The organism is Chitinophagaceae bacterium, from assembly GCA_016717285.1.
GTDB lineage: Bacteria > Bacteroidota > Bacteroidia > Chitinophagales > UBA10324 > JACCZZ01.
Window position 1 is genome coordinate 1,889,848 of sequence record JADKFU010000005.1, and the last position, 21,921, is coordinate 1,911,768.

The following is a 21,921-nucleotide window of genomic DNA, read 5'->3' on the forward strand; positions in this document are numbered from 1 at the left end:
GAATCATCTGACTATATGAATTAGATTTCTCCTTTGTGGGGCTCCATACTATTCAATCGTTGCAGTTCACTCATTATTAGCAACATTTCAATTAACATCCCCACTGTTCAAAACCCATTTATTCATCAATCAATGCCCGCGTATGATGGTCTAACTTTGAGAAAATATTTTTCCCGAAAAGCAGTTATACATCCCTGTGCAAAATTCCTTGAAAAGAAGAATTATCAAAATCCTGTCAGTTACAGCAATTGTATTGTTGGCACTGGTTGCCACCGGTATGTTGGTGGGCGTTGTATTTGGTGATAAAATCAAACAACTCGCTGTAAAAGAACTGAACAAGCGCCTGGCTACTGAAGTAGCTGTAAATGGATCGATTGACTTTTCTGTGCTAACTAATTTTCCTGCCGCTTCCATCACGTTCAACCAGGTAAGTCTTAAGGAAACATTACCTGAAAAAACCAATCTGCTGACTTGCGAAAAAATAACACTCCTGTTTAATATCCTGGATATTTTCGAAGGTAATTATACCATGAAGAAAATATTGGTGCAGGAAGGCGAACTATATCTAAAAGTTACTGAATCAGGAATCGCCAATTACAACATTTTCAAACCCTCTGCAGATTCTTCCGGCAAAGGGTTTTCAATGAAGATTGAAGAGGCCATACTTTCAAATATTCTTATTCAATACGACAACCTTCGCTCCAACCAGCACTTACTCTTCGATACGAGGGAATCCTCACTCTCCGGTGATTTTTCTTCCGGAAATTTTTTATTGAAGATTCAATCGGACTTCACCAGTAAAAAAATTTCGATCGACGGCATAGATTATTTCAGCAATCGCGAGGTTAAGATAAATGGAACACTGGATGTTGATCTTTCCATCAATAATTATAATATTAAAGAGTCATCAATAGCGATTGAAAACAATTCCTTCACTGTTTCCGGTACTATTCAATCATTGGAGAATGGTAATAAATTGGACTTGAAACTTGGAGGCACTGAGTTACGGATCGAACAACTGGCGGCTTTACTTCCAGATGAATATGCAGTATACCTTGCGCATTTTAAAAGTGAAGGAACCATTCGTTTTGATGGGAGTATCAAGGGCCTTGTAAACGCTGATACGCAACCACATGTGAGCATTTCGTTTGATGTGAAAAACGGAACGTTGTCACATGATGAAATGAATGAGCCATTTAAATCTCTCAACCTTCAAGGCGCATTCTCCAACGGCGCTTTAAATTCTCTGGTGAGTTCCTCGTTTAACCTCAGCAAATTTTCCACCTCATTTGACGGTAATGTGGTGAGTGGTAATATCCTTTTACAAAATTTTAAAGAACCATTCCTTGATATGAAACTGGATGGAGCTATTACACTCCAAAAGATCAAACCACTTTTCCCTTCCGATTATATCAAAGAATTAGAAGGTGTGGTGACTTTCAGACAATTCTATTTTAAAGGCCCGGTCAGTCAATTGACTAAAACCGCTACACCCCAAAAGATTGAAGCAGGTGGATATTTTAACCTGTCTGATGTAAAGATTGGTACCGACCTTACAACCTATGAAAATCTGAATGGTACTTTTGACATCAATAATAACCAGGTGGTGATCAACCAGCTTTCATTCAATGCAAATGAAAGTGACCTCAGTATTACCGGCAACATCAACAACTTCATCCCCTATTTTCTGAGTTCACTCACTGATTCAACAAAAAGTAATCATAAAATCGGATTGAACATTCAACTCTCTTCGCGCTCACTTGCCTGGACTGACCTGGTTGGTGTTTCAGGCAGCCCTTCAAAAGAGGGAAATCACTCCAAAGGAAATTACTATTCCATTCCTTCTCTTTTCTACGTGTTTACCGGTTCAATATCCGGTGCTATTGATAAATTCAGCTACGACAAATTCAATGCGGCTGAAATACACGGCAAGATTCTTTTTCTGGGTAACGCGATCTATTTTAATGACTTCGGGTTGAAAGCTGAAAAAGGAAAAGTAGTGGCCAACGGAAAGCTCGATATCTCCAATATGAAACGTAACAAGCTGGAGATGACTGCTACTTTGGATAGACTGGACATCACTCAATTATTTTATGAATTCAACAATTTCGGCCAAGTCTCTTTAACCGATAAAAATCTGAAAGGGTTAATTACTTCTGAACTTGCATTGCAAGCTACCTGGGACGAAAGAATTTTTAACAGGAGTAAACTATATGCTATAGCTGATGTAACAATTGACAATGGTGAATTGAACAATTTCGATCCGATGATGGCGCTTGCAAAATTTGTGAAGATCAGCGAGTTGAAAAACATACGCTTCTCCAAATTGCAAAACCAGGTGGAGATCAAAAATCAAAAGATTTATATTCCGCAGATGCAGATATTTACCAATGCATTGAACCTTCAGCTTTCAGGAACACATTCTTTTGAGAATATCATTGATTATAAAATTCAACTGAACCTGTTGAAGCTATTGACTTCAAAGTTTGAAAAGTCAGCAGGCAATTTACCGGAAACTGATAAAACAACGGAAGGATTTTTAAATCTCTACCTTACCATGACAGGACCAGCGGACAATCCGCTTATAAAATATGATAAGAAAGCAGTAAAGGAAAAAATCTCAGCAGATTTGAAGAAAGAAAAAAATGAATTGAAGGATGTATTGAAAAAAGAATTTGATCAACAAGAGCAGGACCAACAGAAAATCAAAGACTGGAAAGCGCCTGACCAGATTCAATACATGGACTTTGAGGAAGATTCGCTTCCAACTGATGAACAGGAAAACAAACCAACGATCACAAAAGAGAATCAGAAAAAGGAATTAGACAACTTTAAAAAACTTTTCAAACCTAAAGATACCGTACCTAAATAAGCGATGAACATCTACGAACAGAAAAATACCTGGAAGCTCATCCTGCTCATCACACTCCTGCTGATCATCATCACTTCCCTCCTATATACCAACTTTCTTGCAGGAAAGCTTGCCAGGGAAGAGCGAAAAAAAATGGAATTGCTGGCGGATGTGTACAAACAACTCAATGCCACCAGTGGGAATGTGGATCTTGGATTCATGTTTCATATTATTGAAAGCAACGAAACGGTTCCACTGATTCTTACTGATGAAGCGGATAATGTGATTGGTCATAAAAATCTTGATTCATTAAAAATTGAGCGCGATAGTAATTACCTCCGCCAACAACTCAAGATGATGAAAGCGGATCGTCCTCCGATTGATATTGAGTATTCAAAAGATGCGCATTCATATATCTATTATCGTGATTCATATTTACTGGTGCAGTTGCGTTACTTTCCTTTTATTCAATTCAGCATCATTCTGTTATTTCTCGCCGTAGCATATTTAACCTTCAGCACAGCCCGGCGCGCAGAGCAGAATCGTGTCTGGGCCGGCATGGCAAAAGAAACCGCACATCAATTGGGAACACCTATTTCCGCCCTTTCCGGTTGGGTAGACTATATGAAGTTGCAATTGGATGAAGGTGATGAAACGCTGCAAGTGCTTCCGGAAGTTGAGAAAGATATTGAGCGACTCGAACTGATCGCCGAACGATTTTCCAAAATCGGATCCATACCTGATCTCGTAACCACTAACTTATATGATGAAGTAGAAAAAAGTACAGCGTACATTCGCCGCCGTGCTTCGGGAAAAGTATTAATCAACCTCCATGCACCCCAAGGGAAAAATATAGAAGCACGTATCAGTCCTCCTTTATTCGCGTGGGTGATCGAGAACCTGTTGAAAAATGCATTGGATGCAATAGGTGGTTCCGGCAACATCGATATCTATGTAATCAGGCAAGGGAAACAAACTTTCCTGGATATCAAAGACAGTGGTAAAGGCATTCCTCCCGGAAAATTAAAGACGGTATTCCGACCCGGCTACTCGACTAAAAAACGAGGCTGGGGATTAGGACTTTCGCTCGCCAAAAGAATTATTGAAGAATTTCACAAAGGAAAAATTTTTGTAAAAGAATCGCAGTTGGGTAAGGGAACTACGTTCAGGATTGTGCTGCGTTAAAGTAGTGAGTAGTGAGTCCTTAGTCCTTAGTCCTTAGTCCTTAGTAGTCTTTAGTCTTATTGCAAAATCCTATCTTGTGCGTCCCAAATTAATTCCTAATTCATTCAATCAACACTCCCATTTTGCCCATCTTATAATCACGCATGGCCTGCATAATTTCTGTCTGCGAATTCATTACAAACGGACCATAAGATTCCACTTTTTCATGCAACGGTTCACCGGACATCAGCAATACACGTGTATCTTCCAAAGCTTCCATCGAAAGCTGATCACCATCATTTTTGAAAATAACTGCATTAAGCCCTTCCACTATTCCATAACCGGATAGATTAAGCTTTCCATCAAGCAGATAGATGAACGTATTGTGCTCCGGAGGAATATCAATTGTAATGTGGCCTCCTTTACTGAAATAAATAGTTGCTGCATTTACCGGTGATTGGGTGGGAATGCTTCCTTTTTTCCCTGCCAGAGATCCTGAAACCACTTTTAAGGTTACCAGTTGATCATCACTGATTACTTCCTGCATTTCTTCTTTTTTCAGCGGATAGTAAACCGGTTGATCCATTTTAAATTTTGCAGGCGTATTCACCCAAAGCTGAATAATCTCCTGTCTTCCACCAATCTCATGAATATTTTCCGGTGCACGTTCACTGTGGATAATACCCATTCCTGCGCGCATCCATTGCACTCCACCTTCATAAATCACGCTGTCGTTCCCACGACTATCACGATGATGAACACCTCCTTTAAAAATAAAGGTGACCGGTGAAAATCCACGATGCGGATGTGGCCCAACACCTGCATCACCAGGATCAATGTCTTCAGGCACTTTCACATCAGCATGGTGTAGCAATAGAAACGGGTCGATCTGTGGAAACCTATTAGTTGGAAAGGGTTGGCGCACGGCTAATTCTCCCATGTCAATTTCATCGGCATGGAGCACTGCCAGAACAGTTTTGTTTGTTTTCATTTTGAATTAAATTTTATCATGTAGAGAAGCAATGCTTTGCGTCTCTACGTCATGAATTGTATTTTAATTTGTCTTTAAAAACACTTTCCAATTTATCAATCTTAGGTGCAATCACAAACTGGCAATAGGGTGCATTACCATTGGCATTAAAATAATCCTGGTGATAATCCTCTGCCTTATAGAATTTTTTCAGTGGTGAGATCTCTGTAACAACCGGCTTTTTATACGCACCGGATTCATGCAGCTTCCTTTTATATTCTTCGGCCAGTTGTCGCTGTTCTTCGGTATGGTAAAAAATGACGGAACGGTACTGCGTTCCTATATCTGCACCTTGTTGATTCAAAGTAGTCGGGTCATGTGTTTTCCAGAAAATATGCAACAGATCTGTGTAACTCACAATTTCCGGATGATACGTTACCTGCACCACTTCGGCGTGACCGGTTGTGCCGGTGCAGATTTCCCGATAGGAAGGATTTTCAAACTTACCGCCGGTATAGCCGGAGGTTACTTTTTCTACTCCCTTTAAGCGTTGAAAAATAGCTTCTGTGCACCAGAAACAACCGGAGCCAAAGGTGGCAGTTGCTGTTGGTGTGGTCGATAATTCCTTTTCTAAGATTGTTGAATCCATATGCGGAATTTGATGGTTAACGCGTTACGATTTTTTCCTTTTTGATGGAGTTGTAAACAAATCTTTCGCCTGCAAGTTCACTTCGTATGAGACTGACTGCAGAACACAGGATGCGGTCTATTCCCGCATGTAGATAAATTGGATTTTTATTCTCAATGCTATTGTCTATTTTTAATGCTTTAAATCCCAAGCAAAGAACACGTTATGAGTAAACTTTTACAAATTGCTTTAGCCACGCTGATCAGCGCTTTTCCTTTTTTGAGCTTTTCACAAATTGTAATAAACGAGTATTCTGCTTCTAATCGTGACATTCTTGCCGATCAGGATGGCGATTATGAAGATTATATTGAACTGTATAATACTTCTGGTTCGCCAGTAAATCTGGGAGGCTATTATCTTACGGATGATTACAATAGCCTGATGAAGTGGAGTTTTCCTGCTTCTGTGAACATTAACGCCAACGGATTCCTGCGTATTTGGGCTTCTTCAAAAGATGAAGTGGTGGGCACTTTTATCCACACTAATTTTAAACTCACCCAAACAAAATTCGAGCATATTGCACTAAGTGATCCCGCGGGCATTATCATCGACAGCGTTACTTTACAACTTACACAAAAAAATCATTCACGTGGAAGAATGCCTAACGGATCTTCTACGTGGGGCATATTTACAACACCCACTCCCGGCACATCAAACAACAGTGGTTATGCTGCATATGCGCCAAGGCCCATAATGGATATTCCACCTGGATTTTATGATTACACTCAGGGAGTTACCATCACCGATGCTGATCCCAATGTAACGATCAGCTACACCATTGATGGCAGCACACCCACCGCAGCATCTACCATGTATGCTTACCCGGTGATTGTTAATTCGCCTACAGTTATCAGGGCAACTGCTTTCAGTTCAGATCCGGCTATATTACCAAGTTTTGCAGAAACGAACACCTACTTTATCAGTGTAAATCATGATCCTCAGTATTATGTGATTTCTCTTGCTTCCACTGATTTTGATGCTTTGTTTAATAGCTGGGGCACCTGGGATATTGATGCTTATATCCAATTATTTGGTAAAGACCATGTGCTTGAATCTTCAGGTGAAGGCAAGGTAGATCCACATGGCAACGACTCCTGGGCATTTCCTCAAAAAGGAATTGACTTTGAAATGGAAGATGATTATGGATACGATCATACCATTGACTATCCGCTTTTTGAAACCAAGGACCGCGATAATTATGACCACATCATTCTAAAAGCAGGAGCTTCAGATAACTACCCTTTTAGCTGGGGATCTGGCGGTGGTTGTCACTTGCGCGATGCATTCGTGCAAACGCTTTCTCAAAAATTTGATCTTGACATGGATTGCAGAACCTATGAACCGGTAATCATTTATATCAATGGTCAGTATTGGGGCGTGTATGAATTGCGTGAAAAGATGGATGAACCGGATTATACAGATCATTATTACAATCAGGGTGAAAATGATATTGATGTGCTTGCATTTTGGGGTGGGCTCAACATTAAGTATGGAAGTGACACCGCATGGAATAACCTTTACACCTTCATGATGACTAATTCATTAACTGTTCCCGCGAATTACGCGCACGTTGATGAACGTTTAAACATTCCGGGATTTATTGATTATTGCATTTTCAACACCTATATAGTAAACAGTGATTGGATCAGTTGGAATACAATGTGGTGGCGTGGAAGAAACCCTAACGGTGAAAGGACAAAGTGGACGTATTGCCTGTGGGATGAAGACAATGTATTTGGTCTTGGACAGAATTATTCCGGCTGGCCTACAACTAATTATACAGCGGATCCGTGCGATTTGCAATCTGTATTCAGTAATGCCGGTCCTGCCATGGGCAGCATGGACATGCTGACAAAATTAATGTTGAATGAAGATTTCAAAAGTGCCTATATCAACCGATATGCAGACCTGATGAATACAGTGCTGGACTGCGATACTGTTCAATCTGTGCTACAGGATTTTATTGACATTTTAACTCCTGAAATGCCTGGCCAGATCGGGCGTTGGGGTGGTTCCACCACCGGTTGGGAAAATAATTTGTCTTTCCTTCAGAATTTTATCAATGGCCGTTGCAGCTATATTGATTCTGCCCTTGTGGATTGCTATGATGTCACGGGACCGTTTGATATTACTGTTATTGTTGATCCGCCACTTTTTGGCGAAGTAGAAATTAGCACGCTTCATCCAGCGTCTTATCCGTGGACTGGCACCTATTTCGGGAATGTCGATTTGAATTTTAAAGCCACTCCTGCCACCAATATGGCTTTCGTGAATTGGGAGGTTGCTAACAATGTGGTAGCTCCAAATCTTACTTCCGACACTGTTACGATGAATCTTCAGGCAGGTGATACCGTAATTGCGCATTTTGAAAATTTACTTCCGTCCTATAATGTTACAGTGGATGTTACACCGGCCGCATCAGGCGATGTAAAAGTGCAGGGTTTTTTACCGACAGCTTATCCGTACGCGGCTTCGTATTCGAGTGGTCAGGTGGTACAACTTTCGGCTATTCCGGAACCTGGCTATAGTTTCGACTACTGGAGTCTTGATAACAACTTCGTTAATCCAAATTCAACGGACCCCAACGTTTATTTTGTTCTCGCAACCGGTGACGATGTGCTGGCACATTTCAAAGCTTTGGTGGGAATAGATGATATTGATGTTACTTCCTTATCAGTTTATCCTACACTCACTACAGATCAGTTTCATCTCTCTTATGAACTCATAAACGCAGTTGATCTTAAAGTCAGGTTATATTCCTTATCAGGACAATTAGTGCAGGATCTGATTCAGGAAGATGGTTCACTCGCACAACCCGGCCTTCACGATTTAAACATCAGCATGAAGGATAAAGATCTCACACCGGGAATGTATTTTCTGCAATTCGATTTCCCAGGATTCAGCAAAACATTTAAACTTGTATTGTTACCACGACCGTAATTGAAAATGAATGGTATTTTGTGACCACATTTTCTAATCAAGCACTCAGATAAGACACCTAATGAAGATCCTGTGTACGCTGCTTAAAAAGATTATCGTTTTTATTTTTTGCCTGCTTGTGTCATTTGCTGCACCATCTTTTGGACAGACGAATATTTCCGGCATCATCAACAATTACTGGGAAGTGGTTGCAGTTGACTTTTGCAATAACCTTGTCGCATTGCCTGCAATAGCTGTCGGTATTGCCAATGGCGATAAAGTGATGTTGATACAAATGACAGGAGCAGAAATTAATCAGACAGATGCCGCCACTTATGGAACGATAACTTCTTATCAGGACGCCGGAAATTATGAACTGTTAACGGTTGCCAATGTCAATAATAACATCATCACGTTCCAGGAAACCATGTTGCGCAACTATGACATCTTCAATGGAAAAGTGCAAATGATTTCCGTACCGCAATATGTGGATGCCGATGTGGTAAGTGATATTACCGCTCCTGCGTGGAATGGAAAAACAGGCGGCGTAATTGCATTCCAGGCTTCAGGTACCGTTACTATGAATGCAAATATTGATGCCTCTGGAAAAGGATTAAGAGGCGGAGCAGTGCAACATCATAACGGATGCTTTGGTGGCGGATCAGGTTCACCTAATTACCGGTGCGATATCGTTGATCTATGCGGTGGAAATAAAGGGGAAGGTATTGCAGACAATGGCGGTTTTGAATTAGGACGCGGCGCACCGGCTAATGGTGGTGGTGGTGGCAATGATAACAATACCGGTGGCGGTGGTGGAAGTAACTTTGCACAGGCCGGAATTGGCGGGCAACGGCTGAATACAGGCCTTGCTGATTGCAAAGGAACGAATCCCGGAATTGGTGGCTATGCATTGAATTATTCTAATGCCGACAACAAAGTATTTGCCGGGGGCGGTGGAGGAAGTGGTGACGATAATACCAATGAAGCTACTGCAGGTGCAAATGGCGGAGGAATTGTTTTGATAACAGCTAATACCATAAATGGAAATGGTTTTTCCATTCTATCGAACGGCGCCACTCCATTAACTACCGCCATGCGTGATGGCGGCGGCGGCGGCGGTGGTGGCGGTGCGATTCTTCTCGACATTCAAACAATTTCTTCTATTGTGAATACTGCAGTAGCAGGCGGTAATGGCGGAAGTGTTGACAATGGCGGTATAGCCGATTCTTGTTTCGGCCCCGGTGGAGGCGGTGGTGCCGGTTTACTTTGGATGAATGGTGGTGGAATTCCTGCCAACGTAGTCCTGAATGCTGCCGGTGGACTTCCAGGATTAACATTAAATGCAAACGCTCCGGCTGTCTGCAATGGTCTTTCGAATGGTGCAACGGCAGGCAGTGCAGGAGGAACACTTAGCGGATTGGTAATTCCTGAAAGTACTATCACTTTTGTTCCCCTTACTTTAGAAGTATTTAAGGACACTATTGTGTGCGTAGGAACTGAGGCAACACTTACAGCACATGCAACGGGTACCGGAACCATCACCTATAATTGGAGTAATGGAGCAACTGATTCAATAACCGTTGTAAAACCCAATCAATCCACTGTTTATAAGGTTACCGTAACGGATTCTCGTGGTTGCTCTTTAACAGGCGAAGTAACTGTAGATGTAATATCGAACAGTGTAATCGCCACTGCCTACCCTGATTCAATCATAGTCGGACAAAGCACTCACTTGTCTGCTGATACAACCGGCAACGCTTCTTATCAATGGTTTCCCGTATCCGGCTTAGACAATGACACTGTTCCCAATCCTATTGCATTTCCCGCAGATACTATTGAATACTGTGTGATTGCAACAGGTTACAACGGTTGCATTGATACTGCCTGTGTTACCGTAAATGTTACCATTCCCGAACCCTCCATTCAGATTCCCACGGCATTTACCCCAAATGGCGACGGACGTAATGATACATGGCAACTGATCGTCCATCCATGTTATGATATAATGGACTGCTTTGTATTTAACAGGTGGGGACAATTGGTTTATGACTACAGGGCATCCGGCGGAGGTGAATGGAACGGCACTGTACACGGACAACCGCAACCAATGGAAACCTATATCTATTATATCAGGGCAAAGTGTTCTGAACATGAGCAGGAAGAAATTTATAAGGGGAATGTTACCCTTATCAGGTAACCTTTTTAACCTGGATTTTTCAACTGAAAAATTCATATACGTTTCCAGACTTGCGCAATCACTAGAATAAAACCGGTCAAGATGGTGATCAATTAGCCGATGAATAAATTCAATGGCAATAGTTAACGGACCTACAAAAAAATTATCTATTGTGTCCGATTTCAATCGGGGGAAAAATCAATATTGTTACCATCTTTTTAATGTAGCAAAATGTATAAAAGGGGAATTGAAAACAGTTTTCAATTCCCCTTCCACAAATGTCTGTCGACTCAACTCCTGCTGATATCAGCAAATGATTGAACTCCCAAAATAGAAATGTATTTGCCTGGAATTATTTTCAATCCGTTCTAATCATTCGGTCACTGGAACAATAATATCCGTTTCTCCCGCTTTCTCTTTAATCTCTACAGGAATTCCTCCGGTTACAATCTGGTTAATCGCGCTGTCGAAACCAACTCCATAGATGTAGTAATTACCCTTTTGCAAATTCTCAAAATGCACATGCGGATCCTCCCCCATTTCTGCTATGGCAATTTTTGCGTCATCGTATACGCTCACATCCGTACCCGGAAAATCCTTTGCATCGTACTTGATATAAAGGGTTGTGTTTGGAATGGGCTTTTCATGATGCTTAGGAAAGGCCGCAATGGTGGCTTCTCCACCCAATCCTGCTTTAGTGCAGGAATAAAATGTAACTGCAGCAATCAAAATTGCTGAAAATAAAATGATTAATTTTTTCATGTTAAGATTATTTTTTTGTTAAAAAATGAATGAAATTCCAATTGTTGCATTAAATATATTCTTTGCCTGATAGCCATTCACGTGCTGAGCTACCGGCAAAGAAAATGTGAAAGGAATAAAAAGACGTTTTGTTATAAAAGCAGTAACAGATGCATTGGCAAAGAGTCGCATGAATCCGGTATTTGGATCAGCTATCATGCTGCCTTCTAAAGTTGTGCTGTCTGCTCCATGCTGATGCTCTTCTGTTGCCATCACTTTCATGGCAGCATTATAGTCACCTGAAAGTCCGGCCGAACAACGAAGCAATGGCAGGATTTTCCGTTCCTTAAGAGGAAGCATTTCATAACCGGCGGCAATTCCTGCATTCACATAAGTTCCCATGTTGTGATCCTTCGCGGTAGTAGCAAACTTGACACGTGCATCAGACAACCATGAGAACTTTCCGATTTTTTTTTGAACAACAGCACTCAATAATGGATCCCATGAACCGGTTCCGGGTTGCAGGTGAATGGGTAATACGACCGCATAGGTTGAATAGGCATCCGTTTTCCCTGTAGGAATTTTTAATCCTGCACCGGCGAAAGCCTTCCATCCTTTGTCTTTATTATCTAAGAACTGAAAGTTGTAGGAAACTATTCCATCTCCCAGCCCGTGAATGCTGCCATAAGAATGGATTTCTGCTCCCCCTTCCTCAACATGATAATGCCCTTCTCTGTTTTCAGTAGAACGATTAAAAGGCAATATTGCGCAAACGGATATTCGTTTTGAAATCCCGTAACTAATCATTCCCTTAAAACTTCCGTGAGATCTCACACTGTAAACAGAAGCCGTTGAAGTTGCATAATTGAGCAACTCCTCGTCACTCAAAGGCTTGTATTGCATGGTGATCAGGCTCACACCAAACATCCATTCTTTGTGTTTCGGCAGCTCTAACGATTGTGAAATTTCCATTGTATTTGCCACTGCACAACAACCTCCCAAACACTGGGACTTAACAGGATGAATGATGAAACAAACTATAACCAATGCAAAGAAAAATGCTTTACACATGATTAAAAGATTTAGGTCAGTAAAATAACTCCAGCCTATGGCTGCAACGACCTTATACAGTAGGTGGATGATCTGTTCTGATCCTGAAACCGGAAGAAAAATAACCCGGGATTAAGTCTTTGAAAATTTGCAGCATCGCCGGATAAATTACCTGCTCTGAAGGCTGGTAAAAAAATAATGTGATCGAAGTGTAAGAAGAAATTTCTTTCTGATGGCTATTCTCCTTCTCTGCGTTCCGGTCAATTTCCTTTTTCAGGTAACATTTTCCATCGCAATGCATTTGTGGTTTATCACGGTTAATGCACAGTACCCTGGCAATATAGGCCTGGTTAATATTAAATTCGCATTGAACATACAATAGCGAAAGTGATTGCAGCACTATCATGGCTGCCATAACACTTGCCGCGGATGATTTAAATTGTTTCATGCGGTTGCAAAAGTAAAGTATAAAATGTTATAAGACATGCAACTGCTGATTTACTTTCTTAATAAAACTTAAAGTGTGGTTGCTTTTCCATCTCAGTTTTTAACAGTCCATTTCTGTAATTCATCTGCAAGCTTTCTATCATTGCTAAGTCTCGGCATTTTATTTTGACCCCCCAACTTACCTACTGATTTCATATAGTTCCGAAAAGCATCCTGTTCCATCACTACAATTTTTAAGGGTTGCAGAATATTGCCTGTAATAAGATCATCATAGTAAATATTCTTTTCACGAAGCACCTTATCAACCTTTAACCGGAATGCATTTATATCCGCAGGTGGCTTTGAAAATTCGATCAGCCATTCATGATAGGGCAATTCACCCGGTTCCGGATTAACTTGTGGTGAAACAGTAAATTCCAGTACTTCCAGTTTTTCATCGTGTGCTACTTTCATCAAAGCACCTTCTACCTCTTCTCCAATAACGTGCTCGCCAAATGCGGAGATAAAATGTTTGGTTCTGCCAGTCACAACCAAACGATAAGGTGCAATGGAAATGAACTTTATAGTATCTCCTACAGAATAAGCCCATAGCCCTGCATTGGAACTTACCACCAATGCATAGTTTATTCCAACCTGAACATCCTTCAATTGAAGTCTTGTGGGCTTCTCTAAATTAATTTCTCCTGCAGGAACAAATTCAAAAAAAATTCCTGAATCAACATTTAGCATTAGTCCTTCTTCCTTTTGGGAGGATTGAAATGCAAAAAATCCTTCCGATGCAGGGTAGGTTTCTATCGAATCAATTCTTTCGCCGATTGTGTTAAAAAGTTTGTTCTTGTAAGGTTCAAAATTTACTCCTCCGTAGACCAGCACCGATAAATTCGGGAAAATTTCTTTGATTGTTTTCTTACCTGTCTTTTGCAAAAGTTTTTCGAAATACATCTGCATCCAGGGTGGAATGCCACTGATAAGTGTCATATTCTGATCCCAGGTTTCTTCAACTACCTTATCTACTTTTTGTTCCCAGTCTTCAATGCAATTAGTTTTGAATGAGGGCAGTTGATTGCTTCTGAGATACCCGGGCACATGATGATTCACAATGCCGGAAAGTCTTCCTGTAAGTATCCCTCCTGTATTCTCCAATGCTGGGCTTCCTGATAAAAAGATCATCCTGCCATCTACAAATTGCCGCTTCCCCGATTCGTTGATGTACATCAGCAGGGCATTTCTGGCTGTATTGATATGGTTGGAAATTGAATCGCGCGAAATGGGAATATACTTTACTCCGGAAGTAGTGCCGGAAGATTTTGCAAAATAGATAGGCCTGCCTTGCCACAACACCTCCAACTCACCATGCTTTATCCTTTCAATGTATGGCTTAAAAAGCTCGTATTCGCGAATCGGTACTGCGTCTGTAAATTCTTGATAAGAATTAATTTTTTGAAAGCCGTGCTCTCTGCCAAATGCGGTTTTCCTTCCTTCAATAATAAGTTTGTTGAATAACGACTCCTGAGTACGCACTGCATCGTTAGCGGATTGTACGATCCGTTTGGCAATAATAGCAGCAAAAGGACCCGCAAGAATTGATTTTATACCCATAGTTCAAAGGTAGCAGGTTCTGCGAAAATGCGACTCTAACGCTTTGCAAAGCGTGCATTTCAAATTGTTGTTTTCAAAACAGGCTGATCAGGTTATAGTGTAAAAGCTGAATGTTACCAGTTCTGCGCATCAAAAGGACTGATTGCTCTGTGGCAATCTCTAAGGTAAAAAATAGGAGCACTATTAGTTTTCGCAGAGGTACTACATTTTGAAATACACCCTGTGAAAGATTCTGTTTGCAAATTCGGAAATTGAAATTACTTTTGCGATCCCACAAGGGAGCTTAGCTCAGTTGGTTCAGAGCATCTGCCTTACAAGCAGAGGGTCACAGGTTCGAGCCCTGTAGCTCCCACAAAAAATGCCTCATGAAAGTGAGGCATTTTCATTTTAAATCCATGATAAAGTTCGTGCTCAAATCGCTTCATTCACCTTTTCCTTTTCCCTGAAATCTTCCCTCACCGGCATAAAACAATCAATTACTTTACTCAACAAGATTGCTTTGGCAGAGTGAATTGTATTCGATGGAATGAAGGCTGCCATTCCGGGCGTAAGCAACATCTTCTCCCCTGCCAATGAAAATTCAATGGCACCTTCAATCACATGCGTCCATTGCTCATGAACATGCGAATGCGCCGGAAGTTCTACTCCTTCTTCCAAGGTGAAATGACCGAAGGTTAATTGTTCTGAATGATAGACTGGTCCGCTGATTCCCGGAAAAAGGATTATTTTCTTCCTGGTATTAAAGTCGATGAAGGGCATAATCAGGTATTTGTAGATGGATTAAAATGCGATTGGCAGTTGTCAAATATCGCAAAAGATTCATTTTCAAACAGTCAACCGCCAATGTAAATCTGCTTCCAGAAAAAAGTCATTTTAAATCCTGATTCATAACCGAAACATTTTACGCTAATTGACAAAGCAATATTTTATTTTGTCCAACAGAAAACATTACCTCATGAAAAGAATTTTTCCTCTACTGCTTTTACTCATTGTTACAACTTCCGCTTCTTCTCAAACTTCTGCGGAAACAACTGCAAGCGCATTTAAACCCGGAACATGGATATTTCAACAATATAATGCAAACATCATCAGGATCACCTTCAGGCCTGATGATTACCTCCATAATGAAAACATAAGCGATGCAGTCATCCTGAAACCAGCTTTCTCCTCCGACATAAAAAAAGTTACTGTGGCAACGGATGAAGGAAGAACTAAACTTCCGTATTGCAGCATTACAGTTACAGGATCAACCATCCATATTACAAATGAAAGAGTTGCGCTCGAAGCATCTTACCAGGAATCCAATAATTACAGGGGTTTTAACTTCAATCTGGTAACCAATGAAAAAATTTTCGGTGGCGGTGAACGCGCGCTTCCGCTCAACAGGCGCGGATACCGTTTTAATCTTTATAACAGTCCTGCTTATGGATATGGTGAAGGTGCCGAAAATCTTAACTACTCGGTTCCTTTTATAACCTCTTCTAAAATGTATTCGCTTTTCTTCGACAATGTTGCTAAAGGATATCTTGACATTGGCAAAGCAAATTCATCAACATTGCAATACGGTACTTTCTCCGGCGACCTTACCTTTTACCTCATCACAGGTGCTGACTATCCGCAACTGCTTAGTTCTTATCACCAACTCACAGGCACGCAGCCTTTGCCACCAAGATGGGCACTTGGATCTTTTATGAGCCGGTTTGGATACACTTCGGAAAAGCAGGCTCGCGAAATATTTGACAGCATGAAGCAGGAACATGTCCCATTTGACGCGGTGATATTTGATTTGTTCTGGTTCGGTGACAGTATCAAAGGAACGCTTGGAAATCTTGATTGGGTGAATGGTGAAAAATGGCCTGCTCCTCAAAAAATGATTTCCGATTTTAAATCAGCGGGCGTGCAGACAATACTTATAACAGAGCCATTTATCTTAGAAGGAACCAAAACTTATGATGCGTTCAAACCTTATCTCGGGGTGGACAGTATTGGCCATTTATATACACTTGATAAATTTTATTTTGGACGCGGCGGATTGATCGACTTATTTCAAAAAGATGCACAAAATCTATTCTGGAAGTATTATAAAAAACAAATGGACATCGGCGTGGAAGGCTGGTGGGGCGATTTAGGGGAACCTGAGAATCATCCTTCTTCATTGTATCATAAATTGAATGATTTTGGCTATAGCAGGTTATTCAGCGCGGATGAAGTGCACAATATTTATGGACATTACTGGTCTAAAATGTTGTTCGATCAGTATGCTATTGACTTTCCTGATAAGAGACTATTCAACTTAAACAGAAGTGGATTTGCAGGTTCACAACGTTATTGCATCTTTCCATGGAGTGGTGATGTAAGCAGAAGCTGGAGTGGACTGCGCGCACAACTTCCGGTTATGCTTGGCATGACTATGAGCGGTATTCCGTATGCACATGCTGATGCAGGAGGCTTTGCGGGCGGCGATGGAGATAACGTACTCTATGTCCGCTGGTTGCAGTTTGCACAATTCACTCCCATCTTTCGCCCGCATGGCACAGGATTGTTCGGGATAGATAACAATACTTTCAATTTTCCAAGTGAGATCGCACTAATTGAACAGCCCTACCGTGAAATTGCAAAGAATGCCGCTATTCAGCGTTACCGGATGTTACCATACAATTACACACTCAGCTATTTACAGGCCACTGAAGCGAAACCATTAGTAAGTCCGCTCTATTATTATTTCAGTAGTGACACTGCTACTTACTCTGTTGGTGATGAATACATGTGGGGAGAAAACATTTTAGTTGCACCGGTGCTTGAAAAAAGTGCTGCTTCAAGAAACGTTTATCTGCCCAAAGGAAACTGGTATCAGCTCAATGAAAATGCATTGGTTAAAGGCGGCGCATGGAATCAACAATCAACCAGCCTCGCTGAGATTCCTATTTATGTAAAAGCAGGAAGCATATTACCCTTCTTACCTGACAACAAACAGATTCAAAACACAACTGAATACACCACGGATGAGATTACCTGGCATTACTACGCGTCTGCCAAATCCAGCAATGCTGTACTCTTTGATGATGATGGTATCAGTAAAAATTCAATAAAGGATAAAAAATATGAACTGATAACAGCAACATTTACTCCTGCAAAAACCGGATATATTATTGAATTTACCAGCAATGGTGGCACATTTAAAGGAGCTCCGGATAAAAGAGTGTTTCATGTAATAATTCATGGTTTTCCGGCAATTGCAACTGTTAATCACCCAAAGAATCTGATTGTAGAAAAGCAGCTCACCGCTAACGGAGAAACAGAGCTTACTTTTTCTTTCACCGGGAAGAAAACAGTGCTGGAGGTGCTACAGTAAATTTTTTTATCTGCGTTTCAGATACAACATCACAATGAACGCAAGACTGAGTAATAAAGAACTCAGGACATTCAACAACATCGTACGCTCAAATGTTATAACCGGTTTCCCTTTTCTGAAATCGCTGTACCATTTCAAAAAATAAATATTGACAGGAAGTAACGCGATTAAGTAGATGATGATATTTTGAAATTCACGGTTCTTGTAAAAGAGAATAAAAATTCCGGCAGTAGCAATGAAAAATACAATTCCTGTAAAAACAAAAGTGCCATGGATGCCTAACATCCTGCTAAGTGTAACATCACCGTGCTTTGCATCTTCTTCGTGTTGGTAGATTTGCGTCATTGGATAACTGCCCAACAAAAAAAATGAGCTTACAATACCAAATGCTATGTTATCTGCTGAAATAGTAAATGATTCGCTCACTCCTGCCTGTATTGCCAGGTAAGTGAAAAATCCCTGAAAGATCACTACGGTCAGTGCACCGACGACAGGATATTTTTTCAACCTGATTTTATCATAACTATACGCTTTCGAAATCATGAGGTAAATAAATACCATCACGGCGAATAAATAATTAACAAGCAGTGACAGCAAAACTGCAAGCGCATCAAAAATTATCACAACATACCAGAGTTCCTTTGTAACAACTGGTGGCATTTTCATTCCACCAATACTTTGTTCATCGCGGTCAAAATAACTGTTGTAACCATTGCTGGCGGGATAAACAATCAGATGCAAAATCATAAATACGGAAACTGCTTTCGTTACATCTATTGTGGTGTGCAATAATGCAAACCAATAGATGGGCATCAAAAAAATGGAAAATGGAATACGCATCAGGCGCAAAGCATTCCGCCATTTTATAGGTATTGGTTCCATCAAAAGCTATTTGTTTGTCAGATGAAAAAACGAAATTTCTTATTCGCTAAAAAGATTTTCCATGTGTGGCTCCCACAATTTGCTTAACTGCAATTGGAAAATGCTTCAGCAAAGCAATAGCAGGTTTTGAAAGCGATGAATTGACGAGCAATGGCTGCAGGAATCGTCCGGCTTTCAACCGAAATGAAAATTCTCTCCTCCAATCAGCAGCATATTGTATTTCCATTTCCTTCCGGGAAATTTTTCCTGATAAGAATTTTTCAATCGCAAAAAAGCAGATGACCGATGCACGCAACGCCATGCTCATGCCATTGCCACACAATGGAGTGATCAAACCTGCAGCGTCGCCTGCCATCAGCATATTCTTTTCAACAGGAAGTTTGTTTTCAAAATTTATCTGTGAGATAGTTTCCGGCGCATCAAAGAGAAAAGCAGATCTGTTCTCAAATATTTTTGAGAGAAATGGATTTACTGAAAGCAATTGATCTTCCATTTGCCTGATGTTGCCTGCAAATCTTTTTAAATTTTCGGCCTTTGTAAGATAACAAAGACAATGCTGTTCACCTTCCACTTTAGAAATTCCGCAATAACCTCCGTCAAAATTGTGCAATTGAATTACGTGATCCGGCAACGTAGATTTAATATGGTACTTCACTCCTACCCAATTCTGCGTAATTGAATTTGCGGAATCGAAACCTGAGCGTTGCAGTTTCTTATCCATATTTGATCGCTTGCCAAAAGCACCAATCACAATCTTACCTTTCAATTTTTTTTCACCTGCAGCTACAGTAAATGATTCGCCTTGCTGATAATAATCTTCCACCTTACAGTTTTCGAGGATCACAGCTCCTTTTGCACGCGCGATGTTTGCCAAAGTAGCATCAAGCAGGTAACGACTGATACCAAAACCACCAGGATTAAGTGGATGCGTCAGGATTTTTCCGGTTACTGAAGAAACATGTAATTCGTTGATGAATGGTAATTGCATTTCACGCAGCGGCATTCCTGTTCTTTCCAGAAAATTCCATGACTCCATGGAGATATATTCACCGCACACCCTGTGAATAGGATATTTATTTCGTTCCAATACTGCTACGGTGAAATTGGTGTCAGCCAACTGAATAGCAAGTGAAAGTCCGGCCAAGCCACCACCGATGATGATGACATCGAAAGAATCCTGCATTGTTTATAACGGCAATTAATTGTTCGTTGACGAATCCTGATGATAATTTCTAAAAATAACAAGATAACGAAAAGCCCACTCCCAACTTATTTCAGCATGATCAATGAGAGCATTGGAGAGCAGTTTCAACCAGTCTTCCCTGCGAAAACCCCTCAGCACGGATAATGGAGCATCATTCTTTACCAGATAAGATTTGGAAAATAATTTTGTTAGCGACTGAATACTATAACAGGCTAATGAATGACGTTGAAGATCGTTGATTACACATCCTTTAGTCGCATTTGTTTTCATCAGCTTCAACAACCTGACAATTTCATCATCATTGAAATGATGCATAAAAAGCGTGTTCATGATCACATCATATTTTTTGCCGGAATTCAAATGCTGGAAAACATCGGCTTGCATACACTCAATCTCAGGCACTTTTTTGCAATTTTCCTTCGAATATTGAATGGCTGATGCACTCACGTCAACACCGGTTAATTCCATTTGGATTTTATTTTTTCTGCCCCACTCCGCTACAATCTTCATCATATCTCCTCCTCCGCACCCAACATCCAATATGGAAAGTTGTTTCACTCCTTGCGCAATCTTTTTCAGCCCTTTTAGTGTAATCCTATAGCCTCCGAGGAGTTTATTAATTGAATGAAGTTCCTGATAATTGAGGAAGAGATCCTTATCAGGAATATTTGTCCCGTCCATAAGTTCAGGTCCCGGGTGCCGGATGCTGGTATTCATAATCAGCTAATCACTGGTTTAAACATAGCCGTTTCAATGGTAATGCCGGGACCGAAACCAGCGGCAAGAATCCGGTCTTTCTTTTTCCAGTCCAATCTCTTCTTCATCATCAATTTCAAAACGAATGAAATGGTTGGCGAAGACATATTGCCAAAATTTCTTAATATACTATACGATTCTTCGAGATCTTTATCAGTGAGCAACATTCCTTTCTGCGCTGCTTCCAGGATTTTCCTTCCACCGGGATGAATCGCCCACTGCGTAACCATTGAACGTTTACACTCGAATTTATTCAATGCCTCCGCGATTAATCCGCCAGCATACTCTTCAATTAATTGCGGCACTAACGCGTCAAGACCCATCAGAAAACCATTTTCTGAAGGATGCCACGTCATCATGGTAGCTCCTTTATGAATTACTTTTGAATGAAATCCGTCAATCCGGAGGGCAGGGCAATTTAGTCCTTTACTCTTTTGCTTTGATGTAACCAGCATAGCAGCAGCACCATCAGCAAACAGAGAATTTACCACCATGTTCTGATTGTCCATTTCTGGTTGAAAATGCAAAGAGCACAATTCAACCAGCACAATCATAACTGTTGCATGATGATCTGACCTGCAAATTGCATCTGCCATTTTTAATGCATGAAAAGCGGCATAGCAGCCCATAAAATTTACACTCGTTCTTTCAACATGATCTTCCAATTCAAGTTCTTTCATTAGCTGAAGGTCAAGTCCCGGTGCTGACATACCGGTACAACTCACTGTGATCAGATGGGTTACCGGCAACAATTGTTTAGTCGCGCTCTTTTCCAACTCATTCATGCAATTTTTTGCCGCCTGAGCAGCCAGCTTAACCGCAATTTTTTGGTAAATATCCATTCGCCGGCTTAAGGGAGGATTCTGTTGAGGCGCTTCAAACAATAAAGGAACATGACCATTCTTAAAAAAATCAGGAAGCGCAGAGTGCCTGAAATCAATTCCGCTCTTATGATAAATGACAGACAGTTTACGCGACGCATCTTCAGCCACATCAAAATACCGGATCATAAAATCAGCAATCGCCTGCTGATGATAGCGGTTTTCAGGTACCGCAGTACCGATAGCGACTAATAAACTATCCTTGTTCCTTTTTTTCTTCATACCAATTTGAGATGGCAAG

Annotated in this window: 16 protein-coding genes and 1 tRNA gene; 6 read left to right on the top strand and 11 right to left on the bottom strand. The window is 40.9% G+C overall.

Features of this window, described 5'->3' with window-relative positions; genetic code table 11:
- The first annotated feature begins 208 nt into the window (after positions 1-208).
- Together IPO83_17420 and IPO83_17425 are read left to right on the top strand one after the other, a co-directional pair.
- Positions 209-2,872, top strand: coding sequence for a hypothetical protein (locus IPO83_17420; protein MBK9733035.1), 2,664 nt, complete (start codon positions 209-211; stop codon positions 2,870-2,872).
- 3 nt (positions 2,873-2,875) lie between these two features.
- Entirely contained in the window at positions 2,876-4,036 is a 1,161-nt protein-coding gene (locus IPO83_17425) for a HAMP domain-containing histidine kinase (GenBank protein MBK9733036.1), read from the top strand.
- Positions 4,037-4,136: 100 nt separating this feature from the next.
- Here IPO83_17425 and IPO83_17430 read toward each other — a convergent pair whose 3' ends face one another.
- A complete protein-coding gene (locus IPO83_17430; protein MBK9733037.1) occupies positions 4,137-5,006 on the bottom strand; it encodes a pirin family protein in 870 nt (289 codons plus the stop codon).
- A 49-nt stretch (positions 5,007-5,055) separates the two neighbouring features.
- Positions 5,056-5,634 carry a peptide-methionine (S)-S-oxide reductase MsrA gene (msrA, locus tag IPO83_17435; protein ID MBK9733038.1) on the bottom strand — a complete coding sequence of 193 codons (579 nt, stop codon included), beginning with the start codon at positions 5,632-5,634 and terminating at the stop codon, positions 5,056-5,058.
- A 204-nt stretch (positions 5,635-5,838) separates the two neighbouring features.
- Between msrA and IPO83_17440 the strand changes: the two genes are divergently transcribed.
- Both IPO83_17440 and IPO83_17445 read left to right on the top strand, forming a co-directional pair.
- Positions 5,839-8,613 (top strand): CotH kinase family protein, encoded by a 2,775-nt coding sequence (locus IPO83_17440; GenBank protein MBK9733039.1) that lies wholly within the window; start codon positions 5,839-5,841, stop codon positions 8,611-8,613.
- A 61-nt stretch (positions 8,614-8,674) separates the two neighbouring features.
- Positions 8,675-10,789, top strand: a complete 2,115-nt coding sequence (locus tag IPO83_17445) for a gliding motility-associated C-terminal domain-containing protein (GenBank protein MBK9733040.1) — start codon at positions 8,675-8,677, stop codon at positions 10,787-10,789.
- Between the two features lie 351 nt (positions 10,790-11,140).
- On the opposite strand, the gene IPO83_17450 is transcribed toward IPO83_17445, so the two are convergent.
- The 4 genes from IPO83_17450 to IPO83_17465 form a co-directional block, all read right to left on the bottom strand.
- Entirely contained in the window at positions 11,141-11,530 is a 390-nt protein-coding gene (locus IPO83_17450) for a hypothetical protein (protein MBK9733041.1), read from the bottom strand.
- 18 nt (positions 11,531-11,548) lie between these two features.
- A complete protein-coding gene (locus IPO83_17455) occupies positions 11,549-12,580 on the bottom strand; it encodes a hypothetical protein (GenBank protein ID MBK9733042.1) in 1,032 nt (343 codons plus the stop codon).
- 52 nt (positions 12,581-12,632) lie between these two features.
- The gene (locus tag IPO83_17460; GenBank protein ID MBK9733043.1) at positions 12,633-13,007 is read right to left on the bottom strand and encodes a hypothetical protein; all 375 of its coding nucleotides are present in this window, start codon (positions 13,005-13,007) and stop codon (positions 12,633-12,635) included.
- Between the two features lie 92 nt (positions 13,008-13,099).
- A complete protein-coding gene (locus tag IPO83_17465; protein ID MBK9733044.1) occupies positions 13,100-14,605 on the bottom strand; it encodes a GH3 auxin-responsive promoter family protein in 1,506 nt (501 codons plus the stop codon).
- Positions 14,606-14,882: 277 nt separating this feature from the next.
- On the opposite strand from IPO83_17465, the gene IPO83_17470 reads away from it, so the two are divergent.
- A tRNA-Val gene (locus IPO83_17470) sits at positions 14,883-14,957 on the top strand.
- Between the two features lie 59 nt (positions 14,958-15,016).
- Here IPO83_17470 and IPO83_17475 read toward each other — a convergent pair.
- On the bottom strand, positions 15,017-15,364 hold the full coding sequence (locus IPO83_17475; GenBank protein ID MBK9733045.1) for a cupin domain-containing protein: 348 nt from the start codon (positions 15,362-15,364) through the stop codon (positions 15,017-15,019).
- A gap of 196 nt (positions 15,365-15,560) precedes the next feature.
- Here IPO83_17475 and IPO83_17480 point away from each other — a divergent pair, with 196 nt between their 5' ends.
- Entirely contained in the window at positions 15,561-17,957 is a 2,397-nt protein-coding gene (locus IPO83_17480) for a glycoside hydrolase family 31 protein (GenBank protein ID MBK9733046.1), read from the top strand.
- Positions 17,958-17,963: 6 nt separating this feature from the next.
- On the opposite strand, the gene IPO83_17485 is transcribed toward IPO83_17480, so the two are convergent.
- From IPO83_17485 to IPO83_17500, 4 genes are read right to left on the bottom strand one after another with little or no spacing between them, the layout of a single operon-like run.
- Positions 17,964-18,839: a UbiA prenyltransferase family protein gene (locus IPO83_17485; GenBank protein ID MBK9733047.1), complete on the bottom strand. Its 876-nt coding sequence runs from the start codon at positions 18,837-18,839 to the stop codon at positions 17,964-17,966.
- 46 nt (positions 18,840-18,885) lie between these two features.
- Entirely contained in the window at positions 18,886-20,022 is a 1,137-nt protein-coding gene (locus IPO83_17490; GenBank protein MBK9733048.1) for an NAD(P)/FAD-dependent oxidoreductase, read from the bottom strand.
- 15 nt (positions 20,023-20,037) lie between these two features.
- Positions 20,038-20,760: a methyltransferase domain-containing protein gene (locus tag IPO83_17495; GenBank protein MBK9733049.1), complete on the bottom strand. Its 723-nt coding sequence runs from the start codon at positions 20,758-20,760 to the stop codon at positions 20,038-20,040.
- A gap of 2 nt (positions 20,761-20,762) precedes the next feature.
- The gene (locus IPO83_17500; protein ID MBK9733050.1) at positions 20,763-21,902 is read right to left on the bottom strand and encodes a type III polyketide synthase; all 1,140 of its coding nucleotides are present in this window, start codon (positions 21,900-21,902) and stop codon (positions 20,763-20,765) included.
- Between the last annotated feature and the right edge of the window lie 19 nt (positions 21,903-21,921).